Annotated in this window: 17 protein-coding genes; 14 read left to right on the top strand and 3 right to left on the bottom strand. The window is 74.3% G+C overall.

Features of this window, described 5'->3' with window-relative positions:
• The first annotated feature begins 2 nt into the window (after positions 1–2).
• The 3 genes from KMZ30_RS06075 to KMZ30_RS06085 all read left to right on the top strand — a co-directional run bounded on the left by KMZ30_RS06075 (position 3) and on the right by KMZ30_RS06085 (position 3,122).
• Positions 3–545 (top strand): universal stress protein, encoded by a 543-nt coding sequence (locus tag KMZ30_RS06075; RefSeq protein WP_215512436.1) that lies wholly within the window; start codon positions 3–5, stop codon positions 543–545.
• A 100-nt stretch (positions 546–645) separates the two neighbouring features.
• On the top strand, positions 646–2,121 hold the full coding sequence (gene glmU, locus KMZ30_RS06080) for a bifunctional UDP-N-acetylglucosamine diphosphorylase/glucosamine-1-phosphate N-acetyltransferase GlmU (protein WP_215512437.1): 1,476 nt from the start codon (positions 646–648) through the stop codon (positions 2,119–2,121).
• Positions 2,118–3,122, top strand: coding sequence for a ribose-phosphate diphosphokinase (locus tag KMZ30_RS06085; RefSeq protein WP_308279672.1), 1,005 nt, complete (start codon positions 2,118–2,120; stop codon positions 3,120–3,122). Before glmU ends, KMZ30_RS06085 begins: the two co-directional genes overlap by 4 nt.
• A gap of 25 nt (positions 3,123–3,147) precedes the next feature.
• Here KMZ30_RS06085 and KMZ30_RS06090 read toward each other — a convergent pair whose 3' ends face one another.
• Positions 3,148–3,705, bottom strand: coding sequence for a CGNR zinc finger domain-containing protein (locus KMZ30_RS06090; protein WP_215512438.1), 558 nt, complete (start codon positions 3,703–3,705; stop codon positions 3,148–3,150).
• Positions 3,706–3,813: 108 nt separating this feature from the next.
• On the opposite strand from KMZ30_RS06090, the gene KMZ30_RS06095 reads away from it, so the two are divergent.
• From KMZ30_RS06095 to KMZ30_RS06125, 7 genes are all read left to right on the top strand, one after another.
• A complete protein-coding gene (locus tag KMZ30_RS06095) occupies positions 3,814–4,785 on the top strand; it encodes an EamA family transporter (protein ID WP_215512439.1) in 972 nt (323 codons plus the stop codon).
• 203 nt (positions 4,786–4,988) lie between these two features.
• Positions 4,989–5,666 (top strand): 50S ribosomal protein L25/general stress protein Ctc, encoded by a 678-nt coding sequence (locus tag KMZ30_RS06100; protein ID WP_215512440.1) that lies wholly within the window; start codon positions 4,989–4,991, stop codon positions 5,664–5,666.
• 83 nt (positions 5,667–5,749) lie between these two features.
• Positions 5,750–6,352, top strand: coding sequence for an aminoacyl-tRNA hydrolase (gene pth, locus KMZ30_RS06105; protein WP_215512441.1), 603 nt, complete (start codon positions 5,750–5,752; stop codon positions 6,350–6,352).
• Positions 6,353–6,599: 247 nt separating this feature from the next.
• Entirely contained in the window at positions 6,600–8,123 is a 1,524-nt protein-coding gene (locus tag KMZ30_RS06110; protein ID WP_215512442.1) for a sugar transferase, read from the top strand.
• Between the two features lie 107 nt (positions 8,124–8,230).
• A complete protein-coding gene (locus tag KMZ30_RS06115; RefSeq protein WP_215519888.1) occupies positions 8,231–9,100 on the top strand; it encodes a sulfotransferase family protein in 870 nt (289 codons plus the stop codon).
• Complete coding sequence (locus KMZ30_RS22275; RefSeq protein ID WP_215512444.1) at positions 9,097–10,095, top strand: glycosyltransferase; 999 nt, start codon at positions 9,097–9,099, stop codon at positions 10,093–10,095. Before KMZ30_RS06115 ends, KMZ30_RS22275 begins: the two co-directional genes overlap by 4 nt.
• 3 nt (positions 10,096–10,098) lie before the next feature.
• The gene (locus KMZ30_RS06125) at positions 10,099–11,040 is read left to right on the top strand and encodes a sulfotransferase (protein WP_215512445.1); all 942 of its coding nucleotides are present in this window, start codon (positions 10,099–10,101) and stop codon (positions 11,038–11,040) included.
• A gap of 23 nt (positions 11,041–11,063) precedes the next feature.
• Here KMZ30_RS06125 and KMZ30_RS06130 read toward each other — a convergent pair whose 3' ends face one another.
• Positions 11,064–12,005, bottom strand: a complete 942-nt coding sequence (locus tag KMZ30_RS06130) for a glycosyltransferase family 2 protein (RefSeq protein WP_215512446.1) — start codon at positions 12,003–12,005, stop codon at positions 11,064–11,066.
• A 146-nt stretch (positions 12,006–12,151) separates the two neighbouring features.
• Here KMZ30_RS06130 and KMZ30_RS06135 point away from each other — a divergent pair, with 146 nt between their 5' ends.
• The 4 genes from KMZ30_RS06135 to KMZ30_RS06150 are packed head-to-tail and all read left to right on the top strand — an operon-like array spanning position 12,152 to position 19,086.
• Positions 12,152–14,764 carry a hypothetical protein gene (locus tag KMZ30_RS06135; protein WP_215512447.1) on the top strand — a complete coding sequence of 871 codons (2,613 nt, stop codon included), beginning with the start codon at positions 12,152–12,154 and terminating at the stop codon, positions 14,762–14,764.
• Complete coding sequence (locus KMZ30_RS06140; protein WP_030528898.1) at positions 14,761–16,308, top strand: Wzz/FepE/Etk N-terminal domain-containing protein; 1,548 nt, start codon at positions 14,761–14,763, stop codon at positions 16,306–16,308. The genes KMZ30_RS06135 and KMZ30_RS06140 overlap by 4 nt, the downstream gene beginning before the upstream one ends.
• Complete coding sequence (locus KMZ30_RS06145) at positions 16,305–17,531, top strand: hypothetical protein (RefSeq protein ID WP_215512448.1); 1,227 nt, start codon at positions 16,305–16,307, stop codon at positions 17,529–17,531. The genes KMZ30_RS06140 and KMZ30_RS06145 overlap by 4 nt, the downstream gene beginning before the upstream one ends.
• Positions 17,521–19,086, top strand: coding sequence for an oligosaccharide flippase family protein (locus KMZ30_RS06150; protein WP_215512449.1), 1,566 nt, complete (start codon positions 17,521–17,523; stop codon positions 19,084–19,086). The genes KMZ30_RS06145 and KMZ30_RS06150 overlap by 11 nt, the downstream gene beginning before the upstream one ends.
• A 1-nt stretch (position 19,087) precedes the next feature.
• Here the strand turns inward: KMZ30_RS06150 and KMZ30_RS06155 are convergent, their stop codons facing one another.
• Positions 19,088–20,095 carry a glycoside hydrolase family 26 protein gene (locus tag KMZ30_RS06155; protein WP_215512450.1) on the bottom strand — a complete coding sequence of 336 codons (1,008 nt, stop codon included), beginning with the start codon at positions 20,093–20,095 and terminating at the stop codon, positions 19,088–19,090.
• Between the last annotated feature and the right edge of the window lie 149 nt (positions 20,096–20,244).

Consider the following 20,244-nt stretch of genomic DNA (forward strand, 5'->3'; position numbering starts at 1 on the left):
GGATGACCGAGCACGTGTACACCGTCGTCGTCGGGGTCAGCCCGCGGTCGAGCTCGCCGACCGCCCTGCGCTGGGCCCACGAGCAGGCCCGCGCGCAGGGCGGGAGGGTCGTCGCCGTGCGGGCGTGGCGCACCCCCAACCCGCAGGCCACCCCGTCCGGGACCACCGCCTCCCGCGTGGCGAGCGTCACCGACACCGAGCACGACGCGATGGCGCGCCTCGCCGCCGACGTCGGCTCGGTGCTCGGCGAGGGCCACGACGTCGACGTCCGCGTCGTGCGCGGCGACCGGCGCAGGGCCCTCCTCGACGCGGCCGAGGGGGCGGACCTGCTCGTCGTCGACGCGCCCCGCTCCCTCGCGTCGGCACCCCTGTTCGCGCACCGGCTCGTCTACGCCGCGCCCTGCCCGGTGGTCGTCATGCCCCCGCGCATCTCGGGCGAGCCGCAGACCGGGCTGGAGCGCGCCGGCTGGGCCGCGGTCCGGGCGGCGGGGAGCGCCGGCCGGCCGGGTCTCGGGACCACGCGGGGCGACCGGGGCCGGGACTGAGGGGCCGGCGGGCCGGGTCACCCTGGCGGGCGGGGTGCCTCCCGCCCGGCGGTAGCATGGCGCCCGGCCCGTGGCACCGACCTCACCTGGAGCACAGCGCGTGAACGCGACTCGACCGGCCGCCGTCATCGTCCTCGCCGCAGGCGAGGGGACGCGGATGAAGTCCTCGACCCCCAAGGTCCTCCACCGCATCGGCGGCACGACCCTCCTCGGGCACGCCGTGCGGGCGGCGCGGGCCACCGCCGCCAAGCACGTGTCGGTCGTCGTGCGCCACGAGCGCGACCGGGTCGTCGAGTTCTGCTCCGGCTTCGACGCCGGGCTCCTCATCGCCGACCAGGACGACGTCAAGGGCACCGGCCGCGCGGTCGAGTGCGGGCTCGAGGTCCTGCCCGCCGACCTCGACGGCACCGTGCTCGTCACCTACGGCGACGTGCCGCTGCTCACCGGCGAGACGCTCGTCGCCCTCACCGAGGCGCACACGTCCTCGGGCAGCGCGGTGTCCGTCATCACGGCCCACCTCGAGGACCCGACCGGCTACGGCCGCATCGTGCGCGACGCCGACGGACACGTCGCGCGCATCGTCGAGCACAAGGACGCCAGCGAGGCCGAGCGCGCCCTCACCGAGATCAACTCGGGCATCTACGCCTTCGACGCCGCGCTGCTGCGCGAGGCGCTCGCGCAGGTCGGCACCGACAACGCGCAGGGCGAGAAGTACCTGACCGACGTCGTGCAGATCGCCCACGAGGCCGGCCGCGTCGTCAGCGCGCACGTCGTCGACGATCCGTGGCAGACCGAGGGCGTCAACGACCGCGTCCAGCTGGCCGAGCTCGGGCGGGTCCTCAACCGCCGGGTCTGCGAGCGGCACATGCGCGCCGGCGTGACGATCGTCGACCCGGCCACCACGTGGGTCGACGTCGACGTGACGATCGGCCGGGACGCGACGATCCTGCCGGGCACGCAGCTGCTCGGCGCGACGAGCATCGGCGCCGGGTCCGTCATCGGCCCGGAGGTCACCCTCACCGACACCGAGGTGGGGGAGGGGGCCGAGGTCACGCGCGCCGTCGCGAACCTCGCCGTCGTCGGCGACGGCGCCACGGTCGGCCCGTACTCCTACCTGCGGCCCGGGACGCGCCTCGGGGCGCGCGGCAAGATCGGCGGCTTCGTCGAGACGAAGAACGCCGACATCGGCGAGGGGGCCAAGGTCCCGCACCTCACCTACGCCGGCGACGTGACGATCGGCGAGGGCGCGAACATCGGCGCCGGCACGATCTTCGCCAACTACGACGGCGTCGCCAAGCACCACACGACGATCGGGGCGCACAGCTTCGTCGGCTCGCAGTCGGTCGTCGTCAGCCCCGTGCACGTCGCCGACGGGGCCTACGTCGCGGCGGGCAGCGCGCTGACCGGGGACGTCGCGCCGGGGCAGATCGCGGTGGCGCGGGGGCGCCAGCGCAACGTCGACGGGTGGGTCGAGCGCGCCCGCGCCGGCACCCGCACCGCGCAGGCCGCCGCGCGCGCCCGCGCCGCCGAGCAGAGCACGGACACCGACCCCACCCCGGAGGGCCCCACCTCGTGAGCAGCAGCAACCGTCCCCCCTCGGCCAACATCCGCAAGCGGCCGAAGAAGCAGCTCATGGTCTTCTCGGGCCGGGCGAACCCCGGACTGGCGCAGGAGGTCGCCGCGCAGCTCGGCACCGAGCTCGTGCCGACGAGTGCGTACGACTTCGCGAACGGCGAGATCTACGTGCGCTTCGAGGAGTCGGTGCGCGGCTCGGACGCGTTCGTCATCCAGAGCCACACGAGCCCGATCAACGAGAACATCATGGAGCACCTGCTCATGGTGGACGCGCTCAAGCGGGCCAGCGCCAAGCGCATCACGGTCGTCATGCCGTTCTACGGCTACGCCCGCCAGGACAAGAAGCACCGCGGCCGTGAGCCGATCAGCGCGCGCCTCGTCGCCGACATGTTCCGCACGGCCGGCGCGGACCGGCTCATCTGCGTCGACCTCCACACCGACCAGATCCAGGGCTTCTTCGACGGCCCCGTCGACCACCTCATGGCCATCCCCGTGCTCTCGGAGTACGTGGCGCGCAAGTACGGCGACGAGGACCTCGCGGTCGTCTCGCCGGACGCGGGCCGCATCAAGGTCGCCGAGCAGTGGTCCAAGCGGCTCGGGGGCGCACCGCTGGCCTTCATCCACAAGACCCGCGACATCAACCGGCCGAACGAGACCGTCGCCAACCGCGTCGTCGGTGACGTGCGCGGCCGGGTCTGCGTCCTCGTCGACGACATGATCGACACCGGCGGCACCATCACCAAGGCCGCCGACGCGCTGATGGCGGACGGCGCCAAGGACGTCGTCATCGCCGCGACGCACGCGATCCTCTCGGAGCCGGCGGTCGAGCGCCTCGAAGCGTGCGCGGCCCGCGAGGTCATCGTGACGAACACGCTGCCGATCGCGCCCGAGAAGGAGTTCGCGGGCCTGACGACGCTCTCGATCGCGCCGCTCATCAGCGCTGCGGTCAAGGAGGTCTTCGAGGACGGCTCGGTCACGAGCCTCTTCGGCGGCCGCGCCTGACCCCGCCGTCCGGGCGCCGGCCGGGTCAGGACCCGGCGGCCGCTCGGCGGGCGCGGTAGGCGGCGACGTTCGCACGGGTGCCGCACGTGCCGTCGCAGAACTTGCGCGACCGGTTGCGCGAGAGGTCGACGTAGACGTCGTCGCAGTCGTCGGCCGAGCAGACGGCCAGGCGGGCGCGCTCGTCGGCGCGGATGACGTCGACCATCGCCATCGCGAGCTCGACGGCGACCCGCTCGGCGAACGGGGCGTCGTCGTCGGTCGCGTGGACGTGCCAGCCCTGGCCGTCGTGCTCGACGAGCCGGGGCGTCGCGCCGGCGTCGGCGAGCAGGGCGTTGACCTCGGTGACCTGCTCGGCGAGCGGGGCGGTCCACATCCGCTCGATACGGGCCCGGACGCGGTGGAGGGCGCCGACCTCGCCGGGGCCGTCGGGCCGGCCGCCGCTCCACTGCCACGCGTCCATCCACGCGAGGACGGCCGGGACGTCGGGGAGGTCCTCGAGCTCGCTCGACCCGTGCCCGGGAGCGGTGTTGACCAGGGCCGCCGCGTGCCGCAGCACGAGATCCGTGTCATGGGTGAAGACCATCTTGACTCCTGACAGATCGCGCCTCTACTGTCAGGAGCAACATAGCAGTTGACCCCTGACATCCCGGCGGGTGCCGTGGCGCGGGGTGCGGGCACAGGAGGAACCGGGATGGTCGAGGCGGTCCGTCGGCACGTCGGGGTCGGGCTCGTCGCGCTGCTGCTCTCGAGCGCCGCGTTCGGCACGTCGGGGCCGTTCGCGAAGTCGCTCATCGGGGCCGGCTGGTCGCCGGGGGCCGTCGTGCTGCTGCGCATCGCGGGGGCCGCCGTGCTCCTCCTGCCCGTCGGGCTGTGGCAGGTGCGTCACCGGCTCCGCGAGGTGCGTCGCGAGCTCCCCCTCGTCGGCGCCTACGGCTGCCTCGCGGTGGCCGCCGCCCAGCTCGGGTACTTCCAGGCCGTCGAGCGGCTGGCCGTCGGCGTGGCCCTGCTCATCGAGTACCTCGGCATCGTCCTCGTCGTCCTCTGGGTCTGGCTCCTCACCCGTCGCGCCCCGCACCGGCTGACGGGCCTCGGGATCGTCCTCGCCCTCACCGGGCTGGCGCTCGTCCTCGACGTCACGGGGCAGCGCACGCCCGACCTCGTCGGCGTCGCGTGGGGGCTGCTCGCGGCGGCCGGGCTCGCCGGGCACTACGTCCTCGCCGCGCGCGAGACGACGCTGCCGCCCTTCACCTTCGCCGCCCTCGGGCTCTCGGCCGGCGCGGTCGTGCTCGCCGTCCTCGGTGTCACGGGTGTGCTCCCGATGGAGGTGGGCGCCGGCCGGGTCGAGGTCGCCGCGGCGAGCGTGCCCGCGTGGGCCGCGCTCGCCGAGCTCGTCGTCGTCGCCGCTGCCGTCGCCTACGTCCTCGGCGTGCTCGGGGCGCGCCATCTCGGCTCGACCCTCGCCTCGTTCGTCGGCCTCACCGAGGTCCTCTTCGCCGTGCTGTTCGCGTGGCTCGTGCTCGGCGAGCTGCCCGGTCCGTGGCAGCTCGTCGGCGGCCTCGTCGTGCTCGCCGGGGTCGCCGCGGTGCGCGTCGGCGAGCGCCGCCAGGAGGAGGAGGGGCGGCGCCGCGACGCCGATTTCGACCTACCGTCGCCCGTCGCCTAGACTCTCGGGGTTGCCTCGGCGAGGGACGTCGCACCGGACGCAGTGGTCCGGCCGGGCCGCAGGGCCCGCGACCTCCGTGATCGACGCTGGCGGTGCGCAGACCCCCCTGGGGTGGTCCGCGGGCCGTTCGCGCGCCGGTCCGGTGCCACGCCCCGCGTCGAGGACGCACCGTCCAGCTTCCCGATCCACCCCAGGAGTACCCGATGTCCGACGTCACCAAGCTCGTCGCCGAGCAGCGCACCCAGTTCGGCAAGGGCGCGGCCCGCAAGATCCGCCGCGACCACAAGATCCCCGCCGTCATGTACGGCCACGGCACCGAGCCGGTGCACATCACCCTGCCGGGCCACGAGTCGATGCTCGCGCTCAAGCACACCAACGCCCTCCTCACGCTCGTCATCGACGGCAAGGAGCACCTCGCGCTCGCCAAGGACGTGCAGCGCGACCCGATCAAGCCGGTCATCGAGCACGTCGACCTCGTCGTCGTCCGCCGCGGCGAGAAGGTCACCGTCGAGGTCGCCGTCCACGTCGAGGGCGAGGCCGCCCCGGAGACCGTCGTCACCACCGTCATGGGCACGGTCGAGCTCGAGGTCGAGGCCACCAACATCCCCGAGAACGTCGTGCACTCGGTCGAGGGCGCCGAGGTCGGCACCCAGGTCCTCGCGAGCGACCTCACCCTCCCCGCCGGCGCCAGCCTGGTCACCGACCCGGAGGCGCTCGTCGTCAACGTCACCCAGCAGGTGACGGCCGAGGAGCTCGAGGCCGAGCTCGAGGAGGCCGAGGCCGAGGCCGGCATCGAGCGCGAGGAGTCCGAGGACGAGGCCGCCGAGGGCGAGTCCTCCGACGCCGAGGGCGACGCGGACGAGAAGGCCGACGAGGCCTGAGCTCCACCCGCACCCGCACGGGGCCCCGTCCGCACGGACCGGGCCCCGTCGGCGTCCGCGGGGCGGATGGCAGAATCGACGCCGTGACGGACACCGGACCCTGGCTCGTCGTCGGACTCGGCAACCCCGGTCCGCGCTACGCGGGCAACCGCCACAACGTCGGCGCCATGGTGGCCGAGGAGCTGGCCCGCCGCTCCGGCGACACCCTGCGCACCCACAAGGCCCGCGCCACCGCCGCCCAGGTGCGTCTCGGCACCGGCCCGGGCGGGGTCCCCGGCCCGTCGGCGGTCGTCGCCGTGCCCACGTGCTACATGAACGAGTCCGGCGGCCCGGTCAAGGCGCTGCTCTCGTTCTTCTCCGTGCCCGCCGAGCGGCTCGTCGTGGTCCACGACGAGCTCGACATCGACGCCGGGTCCGTCCGGCTGAAACGCGGTGGGGGAGAAGGCGGCCACAACGGGCTGCGCTCCATCTCGTCCTCGCTCGGCACCAAGGACTACCACCGGGTCCGGGTGGGGATCGGCCGCCCGCCGGGTCGGATGGACCCCGCCGACTTCGTCCTGCGCGACTTCTCGCCGACGGAGCGCAAGGAGCTGCCGTTCCTCCTCGACGACGCCGCCGACGCCGTCGAGCAGCTGGTCACCCTCGGCCTCCTCGACGCGCAGCAGCGGGTGCACGCCCCCCGCTGACCTGCACGAACCCCCGGTCCCGCTCGCCACGCGCCCCGGCTCAGCGTTCCGTCAAGATTCCGTCAGTGAACTTTCACGAAACGTCTGCGGGGCGTCTGCCGTAGGCGCTAGAGTCCACCCCAGACGTCACGACCGGAAGCAGGGCCGGCCGCGACGTGAGGAACGACGAGGGTGGCTGTCCGGTAGCAGGGGCCGACGCCATCGTCGCTCTTCGAATCACGTTCGATTTGCAGGGGTCGACGGTTCGATGAGCATTGCTCAAGAAGCGCATGGACGGACGGCGACGACTTCGTCGCGTGTCCCACACATTGATCTGGCCTCCTTCGGCCACGCCCAGGTCAGGGCCGGTCTGGCCTCCTGGGAGAAGCGGTACCGTCGCGCGGTCGTCGCGGTCGACGCGCTGGCGGCGGTCGTCGCGGTCGTCGTCGGCATCCTCGGGCGCAACGCGGTCTTCGGGTCCGCGCAGACGATCCCCGGGCAGGTGGAGGCCGGACGGCTGACGCTCGTCGTCGTCGCGCTCGCCTGGCTGGTCGTCCTGGCGCACAACGGCGCCTATGCCGCGCGCTACATCGGGGCGGGCACCGAGGAGTACCGCGCGGTGACGCGGTCGGCGGTGGGGCTCGTGGCCCTCGTGGCCTTCGCCTCGTTCGCCCTCCAGCTGGAGTTCTCTCGGGGGACGCTCTTCCTCTCCGTCCCGGTGATGACCGTGACGACGCTCGCCGGGCGGCACGCCCTGCGGCGCCGGCTGGTCCGGGCCCGGCTCGCGGGGCGCAACCTCCGGCCGACCGTCGTCGTCGGCGACGCGCGGGCGGCGCTCGAGGTCGCGCACCGCATCGAGCAGGACCCGACGACCACGGGGATGAAGGTCCTCGGCGTCTGCGTCCCGGACCCCCAGGACCACGCGCTGCGGCACGACCCGGGCGTCAAGGTGCTCGGCACCGAGGCCGACGCCCTGAGCGTGGTCGACCGTCTCGGCGCGAGCGCCGTTGCCGTCGCGAGCAGCCCGACGATGTCCGGGCACGCGCTGCGGCGCCTCGGCTGGGCCCTCGAGCAGCGCGACGTCGACCTCCTCGTCGCCCCCGGCGTCGTCGAGGTCGCCGGGCCGCGCCTCACGATGCGCCGTGCGGCGGGTCTGCCCATGCTCCACGTCGAGCGTCCGGTGCAGAGCGGCTGGCGCTACACGACCAAGCTGGCCGCCGACCGCATCCTCGGCGCCCTCGCCCTCCTCGCGCTCTCGCCGGTGCTCCTCACCCTGGGGGTGATGGTGCGTCGTGACTCCTCCGGCCCCGCGCTGTTCCGTCAGGAGCGCGTCGGTGAGGGAGGCCGCGTCTTCTCGATGTACAAGTTCCGCACGATGGTCGTCGACGCCGACCGGCACCTCGCCGGCCTGGAGATGCAGAGCGACGGCAACGGCGTCCTGTTCAAGATGCGCACCGACCCCCGGGTCACGAAGGTCGGCGCCGTGCTGCGCCGCTTCTCCCTCGACGAGCTGCCGCAGCTGATCAACGTCGTCCGCGGCGAGATGTCGCTCGTCGGGCCCCGTCCGCCGCTACGCGACGAGGTCGACCGCTACGAGAGCGACGCCGTGCGCCGCCTCCGCGTCCGCCCCGGCATGACCGGGCTGTGGCAGGTGTCGGGTCGTAGCGACCTCTCGTGGGTCGACTCCGTGCGCCTCGACCTCTGGTACGTCGACAACTGGTCGCTCGCGCTCGACGGCCAGATCCTCCTGCGGACGGTCAAGGCGGTCGTCCGGGGCAGTGGCGCATACTGACCCGCCGGCAGCACGCGCGCGCCGGCCCACCACCCGCAAGACCCCGAGGAGACACCCATGACCGCGTCGACAGGCACGACCGCCGAGGCGGTGGAGGGCCGATGACGATGTCCTTGCGCGAGCGCGTCCCCACCCCGCTGCACGGCCTGGCCCGCAGCTCCTACGCCCGGCTGGGGCAAGCGACGCCCGGGCTGCGGATGCTTCCCTCCTTCGTGGTCATCGGGGGGCAGCGGTGCGGCACGACGACGATCTTCAAGCACCTCACCGAGCACCCCCAGGTGTTCCGGCCCGGTGTGGAGAAGGGGGTCGACTACTTCTCGCTCCACTACGACCGTGACCTCGACTGGTACCGCGGGCACTTCCCGGTCGAGCGCCTCGCGCGGCTGCGCACGCAGGGCCACGGTGCCCCGCAGGCCTTCGAGGCGTGCACCTACTACATGTTCCACCCCTTCGCGATCGAGCGGCTGGTGCGGGACCTGCCCGACGTCAAGCTGGTCGCGATGCTGCGCGACCCGGCCGAGCGTGCCTTCTCGGCCTACAAGCACGAGCTCGCCCGCGGGTTCGAGACCGAGACCTCCTTCGAGCGCGCGCTCGACCTCGAGGACGAGCGCCTGGAGGGCGAGCTCGAGCGGATGGCCGCCGACATCACCTACGAGAGCCACGCGCACCGCCACCACGCCTACCGTCGGCGCAGCCAGTACGCCGAGCAGCTGGAGCGGGTCCTCGAGCACGTCCCGGCCGAGCGCCTCCACGTGCTCGACAGCGAGTCGTTCTTCGCGGCCCCCGCCGACGAGTACCGCCGGGTGACGGACTTCCTCGGTCTCGACGCGTGGCAGCCTCCCCGCTTCGAGCAGCACAACGCCCGGCCGAGCAAGCCGATGCCCGAGCACCTTCGCGCCCGCCTCGACGCCCACTTCGTCCCGCACGACGAGGCCCTCGAACGGCTGCTCGGGCGGACCCCGGGCTGGCGTCGGTGACCTCGTCGGGTCTCCCGTCCGCCCGTCCGGGCGGGTCGCTCCCGGTCCTCCTCGTCGCGTCCACCGGCGGTCACCTGGAGGAGATGATGCGGCTGCGCGAGCGGCTCGGTCTCACCCCCGCCGACTGCGAGTGGGTGACGTTCGACGACGACCAGTCCCGCACCCTCCTCGAGGGTGAGCGCGTCCACCACGTCGAGCACGTGCCGCCGCGCGGCTACCTCGCGGCGGCCCGGGTGACCAAGGACGCGCTGGCGCTGGTGCGCCGTGGCCGGTACGCGCAGGTGCTGTCGACGGGGGCGGGTGTCGCCGTGCCGTTCTTCGCCGCGGCCCGGGTGCGGGGCCTGCCGTGCCACTACATCGAGAGCGCCGCGCGGGCCGAGGCCCCGAGCACCACGGGTCGCGTGCTCGAGCGGGTCCCGGGGGTGCGGCTCTACACGCAGTACCCGGGGGGCGCCTCGGGGCGCTGGACCTACGGGGGGTCGCTCTTCGACGGCTTCGAGCGCGCGGACGACCGTCCGCAGCGCTCCCCGTCGAAGGTCGTCGTCACCCTCGGGACGATGCGCACCTACGGGTTCCGGCGCGCCGTCGAGCGACTCGACGCGCTGCTCCCCAGGGTGTGCGGCCCGGACGTCGAGGTGCTCTGGCAGACCGGGGCCACCGACGTGACCGGGCTCGGCATCGCGGGCCGCGACCGCGTGCCGGCACCCGAGCTGCGCCAGGCCGTCCGCGAGGCGGACCTCGTCGTCGCGCACGCCGGTGTCGGGTCCGCGCTCGTGGCCCTCGACGCGGGGCGGGTCCCCGTCCTGCTCCCGCGCCGTGCCTCGCACGGCGAGCACGTCGACGACCACCAGCAGCTGATCGGCCGCCACCTCGACGAGCGCGGCATCGCCCTCGGTCGCGAGGTGGCCGACCTCGACGAGCACGACCTCGTCGCCGCGTCCGCCGCCGGTGTGCGGAGGGCGGCCGCCCCTCGTCCGTTCGTCCTCCAGGGCTGAGCCATGGACACCGTCGAGACCCGGCAGCCCCACAATGGGCCGGTGCCGCGCCCCCGGATGACCGCTCGTCCCGTCCTCGTCACGGGGATGCCCCGCTCGGGGACGACGTGGTTGGCGCGCCTCCTCGCGCTCTCGACCAACGGGGCGCTCGCCGGCCGCGAGCCGATGAACACGCGCGGGCGCCGGCAGTACGCCCTCGGGCGCACCGTCGACGGCTGGACGCGCCTGGAGGAGCCGACCGCCGCGCAGGCCCGGGCGCTGCGGCGGGCCTACACGGCGACGACCCCGATGGTCTACAGCCGCTACGGGGTGCGTCGCTGGGCGGCCCCCCTCCCGTGGAGCACGCTCGTCGTCAAGGACCCCTTCGCGGTCCTCTCCGTGCCGGCGGTCCACCGGGTGACCGGGGCCCGGCCGGTCGTCATCCACCGGCACCCCGGCGCGATGCTCGTCAGCTACCGCCGCATGGGATGGCTGCCCGACGTCGAGGAGATCCGGCCCGTCGTCGAGCGCTACCGCGCCACGCGGGACGCCTCCGACCCCGAGGTCCCGCACCTGCCGGCGGGTGCGGCCCTCGACGGCGCGGTGGCGATGGGCTGGTTCTGGTCGGCGCTCTACGCGATGGCCGTCGCCGACCTGTCACGCGCGCCGGGCACTCTCGTCGTGGCGCACGAGGACCTCGCCACCGACCGGGACGCCTGCGCGCGGCTCTTCGACGAGCTGGGGCTCGGGTGGAGCGCCGCCGTCGACGCCGAGCTCGGGCGCGAGGGGGCGACGGAGCAGGCGGCGACCAAGCTCCACAACTTCGACCGCTCGCCGGCCGAGGCGGCCACGTCGTGGCGTCGACGCCTGTCCGAGACGGAGATCCGGGACATCGAGGACATCACCGCGCCCGTCCGGCTCCTGGTCGACGCCGCGACGACGACCAGTCGGGACGGGCAGCGGTGACGCCCGCGTCCTGCGGCCGGGGCTCAGACGCCGTGGCCGCGGCGGTTCAGCTCGCGCTGGATCCACTCGCCCGAGACGCCCGCGCAGACGAGCAGCGCCAGGACCCATCGACGCTCGCGGGGGTTGCGACGGGCGCAGCGCCACGTCCAGCGCAGCGCCTCGCGCCGCTCGCCGAGGACCGCGTGGCCGAAGGCGAGCTTGCCGTACTGCAGCCCGGCGCCGATCGTGTCGGCCTCGATCTCCGGGTGGTTCGCGAGCAGCCACGCGTGGGCCTCGTTCTTGTCGCGCCACGCGTCGTTGAAGTAGGAGCTCGCACCCCAGCGGATGCCCACGAGCGGCTCGTCGACGTGGACGATCGGCGCGCTGCGCGCCGCGCGCAGCAGCAGGTCCCAGTCCTCGGCCATGCTGCGGGGGAGGGTCTCGTCGACGAGCCCGAAGCGGTCGAGCATGGCGTCCCGTCGGAAGACGAACGACGACGAGTGCAGCATCGCCATCCGCGAGCGGGCCATGTCGCCCACCGTGATGACGTCGCGCTCCGCGAGGCGCACCGTGCTGCGGTCGCCGTAGTCCACGCGCATGGCCGTGGTCACGAACTCGGCTCCGGCAGAGCCCACCAGGAGCTCGACCTGCCGGCGGAGCTTGCCCTCCAGCCAGACGTCGTCGTCGTCGCAGAACGCGACGAGCTCGGTGTCCAGCGCCAGCACGCCGGTGTTGCGCGCGCCGGCGAGTCCCGGCGTGCGGTGGTTGATGGTCACCGCGACCTCGCGCCCCGGCTCCGCCGACTCGAGCTCGGTCTCGGGCTCGCTCCGGTCGTAGACGAGCTGGACGCGGATCCGGCCGGGGTAGTCCTGCCCGAGGATCGAGGCGAGGGCCTCGCGCATCAGCTGCGGGCGGTTGTGCGTCGCGAGCACCACGCCCACGTCGGGCCACTGCGTGGCGTCGTCCCCTGCGCCGTTCGGCTGCATCGCGGCCGCTCCTCGTCGTCGTCCGGGGCTCGCCCCGGTCGGGCCGCCTCCGGCTGCGCCACTGTAGTCAAGACCGTCGGACGCGGGGCCCCGGTTCGTGTCATCCTGCGTCGGTGGACCTCCTCCTGGGGCGGAGGCCGCCGGCCGTGACGGTCACCCCACTCCGCGCCCTCCGCCCGCCGCTGCCCGCGCCGGCGACCGCTCCCGCGGTCCGTCGGTCCGGAGCGCTGCGCCCGGGGTGGCCCCTCGTCTGGATGCTCGTGGGCTTCCCCCTGTGGTGGGTGCTCGGCATCAGCAGCTTCGTCGGTCACGTCTTCGCCGTCGTCATGGTCCTCGAGATGGTGCGGATGCGCCGGCTGCGCGTCCCACGGGGCACGGGCACGTGGCTGCTCTTCCTCCTCTGGGTGGTCGCCGGGGTCATCGTCCTGCAGGTCGTGGCGCCGCACACCGTGCCGGACACGTCGATGGGCCGCTACCTCTCCTGGGCCTACCGCTTCGGGTGGTACGCCTCCGCCACGGTCGTCCTCGTCTACATCGGGGCCGTCCGGGAGCACCTGACCACGACGCGCATCGCCCGGGCCGGCGCCGCGATGTTCCTCACGATCGTGGCCGGGGGCTGGCTCGGGATCCTCCTGCCCCAGCTCGCGTTCCCGTCGGTCCTCGAGATGGCCCTGCCGCGTGGTCTCACGCAGGTCCAGTTCATCGAGTTCCTCGTCCACCCGGAGGTCGTGCAGGACTACGCGCAGGCGGTCACGTCCCACCCCCGGCCGAGCGCGCCGTTCAGCTACGCCAACATCTGGGGACTGAACTTCGCCTGCTTCCTCCCGTTCTTCCTCCACGCCTGGTTCGGCCCCGACGCCGGGTGGCGCCGCCGCCTCGCGCTGCCCGTCCTCGCGCTCGCGACGGTGCCCGGTGTGCTGTCGCTCAACCGCGGGATGTGGATCGCGGTGGTCGCGATGGCCGCGACCGTGGCGCTGCGCTCGGCGGCGCACGGCCGGCTGCGCTCCGTCGTGGCGCTCGCGGCGGCGGTCACCGTGCTGGCCGGCGTCGTGCTCTTCAGCCCGCTCGGGGCGCTCGTCCAGTCCCGGCTCGACAACCCGACGAGCAACGACGGGCGGGCCACGCTCGCGACGCTCACCGTCGAGAGCGTCGTCGAGGGGTCCCCGGTCATCGGCTTCGGGTCGACCCGCGACGCCGTGAGCTCGTTCTACTCGATCGCGGGAGGGACCTCGCCGAGCTGTCCCCTGTGCACGCCGCCCGCGCTGGGGACGCAGGGGCAGGTCTGGCTCGTCCTGTACTCGCAGGGCGTCGTCGGGCTCGTCTTCTACCTGTCCTTCCTCGGGCTGTGGCTGCTGCGCGGGCTCCGGCTGCCCTCGCGCACCGCGACGCTCGGGGTGTGCGTGCTGGTGGCGCAGGCCGTCACCCTGCCCTTCTACGACTCGATCGGGATCTCGACCGTTGCCGCGCTCATCGCCGTTGGCCTCATCTGGCGTGCGGACGACGAGCGGCGGCGCGCCGCGAGCCGCCTGCGCCCGGACGACGAGTACACCCTCGGCGGCTACGTCGGCCTCGTCCGGCGCCACACCCTCCTGCTCGTCCTGGCCTCCGTCGCCGGGCTGGGTGGCGGGGTCGCCTACCAGCTTGCGCAGGGCCCGCAGTCGGTGGCGACGGTGAGCATCGTCGTCCCCCGCGAGTCCGAGCTCGCCGACGTCGGCCGCGAGGCCACCCTCGACACGCTCGCCCAGCTGGCGAGGGACACGCAGGTGACGACGGCGATGGCGGCCGCGGCCGAGCACCCCATCGACCCGGACGACCTCTACGTCTCCGCCGACCCCAACTCGCGCATCCTCAACCTGCGCTACGCCGGCAGCGAGCCCGGCGCCGCCCTCGCCGCCATCGACGCGGCGGGCGACACCGTCCTGCGCCTGCGGGGGGCCCTGCTCGAGGACGAGCGCAAGGACGCCGTGGCGCAGTTCGACGCGCGGTACACCTCGGGCATCGCGGCCATCAGCACGGTCGACGGCTCGCTCGACCAGCTCAAGGAGGCCGGCGACCGCACCACCCTCCGTGTGCTCGACGAGACGCGGGGAGTCCTCCTCGACAAGGCCGGCCGCGCCGCCGGCCAGGGAGCCCGCGCCGCCGTCATGCCCCTCGAGGCCGGGACGGTGGTGCGTCCGCCCAGCGTCAGCGTGTCACGCGACGCTATGGTCGTGTCCGCCGGGACCGGGCTGTTCGCGGGGCTGCTCGTCGGCCTGCTCCTCGCGCGGGTGCGCGGTCTCGTGGGCGCCCGGATCGCACGGGTCCACGACCTGTCCGGAGCCGCCGAGATCCCGCTCCTCGCGACCCTGCCCGACCGGTCGGTCACCGCCGACGGCCGCACCTACGTCGACCACGAGCTCGCGTGGGCCGCGGCCGTCGACGCCGTCCGCCTGCACTCGCCGGCCACCGTCCTCGCCGTCGGGGACGGCCCGCGGGCCCTCCTCGTCGCCGAGCTCCTCGACGGGTACGCCCACCAGGACCGGCGCCGGGAGTCGGTCCACCGCCTCGGCAGCGACGACGACGTCATCGTCGTCGCCACGTCCTCCACCCGCCTCGGACGGCTGCGACGACGCGTCGCCCGCCTCCGTCGGAGCAACCTCGACGTCGTCGGGGTCGTCCTGCTCCAGCGCCGTCGCCCGGGCTGGGGTGCCCGGGTCCGCGCAGCCATCACTCCCAACAGAAAGGAACTCCAGTGGAGTCCCTTCCCACCGAAGAAGTGAGACTCGGCCTGCTGGCCGACGCGATGAGGAACCGCTGGCGCACGATCGTGCTCACGGCGCTCCTCGTCGGTGCCCTCGGGGCGCTCGTCGTCCTGCGGCTGCCGGTCGCCTACACGTCGACCACCGACGTCCTGCTCAACCCGACGCCGGGCAACGCACTGACCACCGACTCCTCCCGCAGCGGTGACCAGATCAACGTCGCCATGCAGACCGAGGCCGGGCTCGTGAAGTCCCCGCCGGTCGCGGACATCGTCGCCGTGGCGATGCGCGAGAAGATCGAGGCCGCCGCGTCCGAGGTCGAGGTGTCGGTGCCGCCGAACACCCAGATCGTGCGCATCGAGTACACGGGGGACTCGCCGCGCACGGCGCAGCGCTTCGCGTCGGCCTACGCCGACGCCCTCCTGCAGTACCGCCGCAACCAGGCGGAGTCCAACGTGACCGGCCAGCTCGACCTGCTCAAGCAGCAGTCCGACACCGCCTCGGCGGGGCTGAAGAAGGCCGCCGCCTCGGCGGGCGGCACGGACCCCTCCGCGGAGGCCGTCGCCCAGGTGCAGCTCTACACCAACCGCCTCGCCACGCTGCAGGACCAGATCGGGACGCTCGAGGCGACGCCCGTCGCCCCGGGTACGGTCGTCACGCCCGCGTCCCTGGCCACGGCGAAGGACGGCCTGCCGGTCGTCCTCCTCGTCGTCGTCGCCGTGCTCCTCGGCCTCGTGCTGGGCCTCGGTCTCGCCATCTGGCGCGAGCGCACCGATGACCACATCCGCTCGGCCGCCGACGCCGACGTCGAGTCGCTGTCCGTCATGGGGCTGGTCCCCGCCGGGCTCGGCAACGGCAACCAAGGCATCGTCACCAAGGACGGCGGGGCCCTGGCCGACGCCTACCGCGGCGTCCGTGCCTCGCTCTTCGCCCAGGCGCCGGCCCCCGCGGTCGTCGTCGTCGCGGGTCTCGACGAGACCCTCGAGCGGGCCGGCCACCGCGTCGCGGTCAACCTCGCGACGAGCATCGCGGTGAGCGGCCACTCGGTCTGCCTCGTCGACGCGACGCTCGCCGACGGCTCGATCGAGGAGCTGACGGGCGTGGAGGGCGGCTACGGGCTCGCCGACGCCATCGCCGACAGCGGTCCCGTCCGCGTCCCGGTCGCCGAGGCCTGGGGCGGCTACCACGTCGTCACGGGCGGCTCCGTCGGTCGGTCGATCCGCGAGCAGCTGGCGAGCAACCGGCTGCGCGAGGTGCTGGACCACCTGGCCGCCCGGCACGAGTACGTCGTCGTGGCCGCGCCCGTCATCAGCCTCTCCGAGACCAACGAGCTGGCCCTGGCCTCCACGGGGGTGGTCCTCGTGGCCGCCGACCGTCGCTCGCTGCGTGACGACGTCCGCCGGACGGTGCGCCGCGTCGGCCACCTCGGCATCTCCGTCCTCGGGCTCGTCAGCGTCCAGTACGCGCGGCGCGAGCACGAGGCTCCGGTCGTCGCCAAGCAGGTCGAGGACACCGCTCCCGTCGCCGGGTCCGAAGACCTGCGGGTGGCCAAGGGCGGCGCGTGAGCAGCTCTGCCGCACGGCATCCCACGACGGCCGGCCCGCGGGCCGGCCGTCCGGGCCTGGAGTACGTCCGCGGCGTCGTCGGGTCGATGTACCCCGGCGCCTCGGTCACGGTCGGCCGGCGGCCACGGCACGCCGATGCCCGCGCGTGGGCGCTCGTCCCCCGGGCGGCCGACCCGCGGCTGCTCGTCCCGACCCGCAACCGCGCGGCCGCCGGCGCCGTGGTGTCCGGCCTCGGCGGTGGCGGTGCCCGGGGCGTGGCGGTGTCGCTCCTCGGCCGCGCCGCCCGCAGCGGCCTGCTCGGCCTGCTGCCGCACCTCGTCGTGGCGCCCCGACCGGGAGCGCCGGCCCTCGACACCCTCCTCGAGGAGGTCCTCGGCCGGCCGGTGACCCTCGCGATGGGCGTGGGGCGCGTCCGCGCGCTGCAGAAGCCCGTCCTGCGGGTGCTCGGCGACGACGGCTCGACGCTGGCGTTCGCCAAGGTCGGCGTCGACGCCACGACCCGTGCCCTCGTCGACCACGAGGCAGCCGTCCTCAGGCGGCTCGGGCGGGTCGAGCTGCACCACCTCGTGGTGCCCACGGTGCTCGCCCACGAGGCGTGGGAGGGCCTGTCGGTGCTCGTGCAGTCCCCGGTGGGCGGCCGCGGGACGGTGACGCCGTCGATGGTGTCCGCCGCGGCCCTCGAGCTCTCCGGGCTCGACGACACCGTCCTGTCGCCCGTGGGAGCGCAGGGGCCCTGGAGCGACCTCGTGGACCGGGTGCGCCGGCTCCCGGCATCCCGTCCGGGGCAGGTGCTCGACCGCACCCTGTCCCTCGTCGCCGCCGGAGCCCACGGGACCCCGGTCCCGTGGGCGTCGTGGCACGGCGACTTCGCCCCCTGGAACATGGCGCCGGCCGACGACCGGCTCGCGGTGTGGGACTGGGAGGGCCACGCGGGTCCGGTGCCGGCCGGCAGCGACCTCCTCCACCACCGCCTCCAGGAGCTCGTCGTCGTCCGCGGCGTGCACCCCCGCGCCGCCGTCGCCGAGCTCGAGCGCGAGGCCGACGGGCTGCTCGCGCCCTGGTCCCCGGCCGACCCCGTGCTCGTCCTCGCCCTCTACCTCGTCGGGCTGGCGCTCGGGTACCTCGAGACCGGCGACCACCAGACGCGGCTGTCGCGGCTCGAGGAGTGGCTCGAACCCTCGCTCGCCGGGCTCACCGCAGGACGGCGGTCCGGTGGCCGGTAAGGACATCGGCACCTCGCCCGTCGACCTCGCGCCCGACGACGCCGCCGACGTCCCCGTCGCCGCCACCGGCAAGGGCGCGGCCGGCGTGGCCCGCGGCGGCGCCGCCAACCTGGCAGGGGCCGTCGTCAACGCCGTCGTCGGCTTCGCCCTGACCGTCGTCGTGGCCCGGGCGCTGCCCCAGGCCGAGGCCGGTGTCTTCTTCGCCACCACCTCGGGCTTCCTCGTCGTGGTCACCGTGGCCCAGCTCGGCACGAACACGGGGCTGGTGTACTTCCTCTCCCGCGTGCGGGCGCTCGGCCGCCCCGGCGACGTGCACGCCCACCTGAGGGCCGCCGCCGTCCCCGTCCTCGCCTGGACGCTCGTGCTCTCGGTCGCGTTCGTCGTCGCGGCCCCCGCGGTCGGGCGGCTGATCAGCGACGACCAGCCCGAGGCGACGGCGACCGCCGTCCGCGTCCTCGCGCCCTTCCTCCTCGTCGCCTCGGTCGAGAACCTCGCGGTCTCCGCCACGCGCGGCCTCGGGACGATGCGCCCGACGGCCGTGGTCACGCTGGTGCTCCGGCCGGTGGCGCAGCTGGCCCTCGTCGCGGTCGCGACCCTGGCCCTCGGTCCCTCCGGTGCGGTGGGTGGCTGGGCGGCGAGCTACGTCGTCACGGCCGCCGTCGGCACGGTGTGGGCCCGCCGGCTGCTCTCGCGCACGGCGCGGCCCGGCGACCGCGGGCGGCGGGGGCGCGAGTTCTGGTCGTTCACGTGGCCGCGCGCCATCATGGCCGTCGCCCAGATGGCGATGCAGCGCCTCGACATCGTCCTCGTCGCCGCCCTGGCCGGCGCCGTCCCGGCCGCCGTCTACGCGGCGGCCACGCGCTTCGTCGTCGCCGGGCAGATGGGCAGCCAGGCGGTCACGCTCGCGGCGCAGCCGCGCTTCGCGGAGCACCTCGCCGTCGACGACCGCGACGCGGTGGGCGAGCTGTACCGGTCCTCCACCGCGTGGCTGGTGCTCATGACCTGGCCGCTCTACCTCGCCCTCGCGGCCTTCTCGACGACGGTCGTCCACATCTTCGGCGGCGACTACGACACCGGCGCGAGCGTCGTGGTGATCCTCGCCGTCGCGCTCATGCTCTCCTCACTCCTCGGGATGGTCGAGGTGGTGCTCACGATGTCAGGCCGGACGACTTGGACCCTCGTCAACACTCTGCTCGGCCTCGGGGTCCAGATCGGTCTCGACGTCGTGCTCATCCCGCGGTACGGCATCGTCGGGGCCGCCGTCGGGTGGGCGGCCGCGATCGTGCTGCGCAACCTGCTCGCCCTCGCCCAGGTCACCTCGGCCCTGCGCCTGCACCCGTTCGGCGCGCCCACGGTGACCGCGGCGTTGCTCGGTCTCGTGGCGGCCGGGGCGCCGCTCGCCGCCGTCCGCGTCCTCATGGGCGACGACCTCGCGGCGTTCGGCGTCGGGCTGCTCGTCGCCGGGGTGCTCTATGTGGCCGGCTGCGCCGTCCTCCGGCGCCGCCTCGGTCTCACCGAGCTGGCGTCCGCGGTGCGCTCCCGGCGACGCCGCTGAGTCAGCGGACCGGGCGGACGTCGAGCTCGGCGAACACGTCGGAGGCGGCGAGGGCGCGGATGGCGGGCCGGAGGGCGGGGACCGCGCTGAAGCGGTAGTCGCAGCTCGCGATGCCGGTGTGGTCCCAGAGGCCGACCGCCACGACGTCCGGGTGGCGGCGCAGCACGTCCGGCATCTCGGCGTACCAGCGGGCGGTCAGGGCCGGGTCGTCCGGGTAGACGACGCTGCCGGTCTCGCTGACCATCTTCGGCTTGGTCACGTCGATGCCGAGGCCGGGGCCGTTCTGGCGCAACCAGTCGTCGAACACCGAGAAGGACTCCTCGAAGGACACGTGGCGGTCCGTCGAGAGCCGGTCGGCGCGGCACCCGGCCGGGTTGTAGACGTCCCAGCTGATCCAGTCGACGACGTCGTTGCCGGGCCACATGCGGCTGGCCCGCTCCAGGGTGGGGACCGTCCCGGAGGCGACCCAGACCCAGACGACGTTGGTGGCCCCGGCGCGCTCGTACGCGTCGTGAACGTGCCGCCACGCCGCGACGAAGTCCTCGGGCCCGCCGAGGACCGCCTTGGACGCCTGGTCCATCTCGTGCTCGTAGGTGACGAGGACCGGCGCGCGCAGCGCCGCGATGGCCCGTCCCTGTGCCTCGAGCTCGGCGTCGTGCCGCCCCTCGGCCACCGCGGACCACGAGAGGTCCTCGCGGGAACTGCCGGAACGCGTATCGACCGACAGGTGCAGCAACCGCCCGGAGGCCACGATCGCCCGCTCCTCGTCGGTGGGGAAGACCTCGTCGATCTCGTGGAAGCGGTAGACCATCCCGAACGGTCGGCCGGCGTAGTCGTCGGCCGCGGCGAGCAGCGCGTTCTCGGGCCGCTCGGTCGTCGTGCCGAGGACGACGCCCCCGCAGCTCGGCCGTCCGTCGTCGCGGAGCGGGCACTGCCACGGCAGGCGGCAGCCGCCGAGGGACGCCACCGCGAGCAGCGCGACGACGGCCAGGAACGCCCTGCCCCGCATGAAGGTCTCCATCCCGCCGGTCCCGGAGTCGTCCGCAGAGCGTAGGCCAGCGACCTCGGTGCGGCGTCACCGTGCGAACCCTGAGAACTGCCCGACACGCAACCGTGACCGAAATGACGCATTCTGCTTCCCGAATGCCCGGGGGCGTG

Source organism: Phycicoccus mangrovi (assembly GCF_018729305.1).
GTDB lineage: Bacteria > Actinomycetota > Actinomycetes > Actinomycetales > Dermatophilaceae > Phycicoccus > Phycicoccus jejuensis.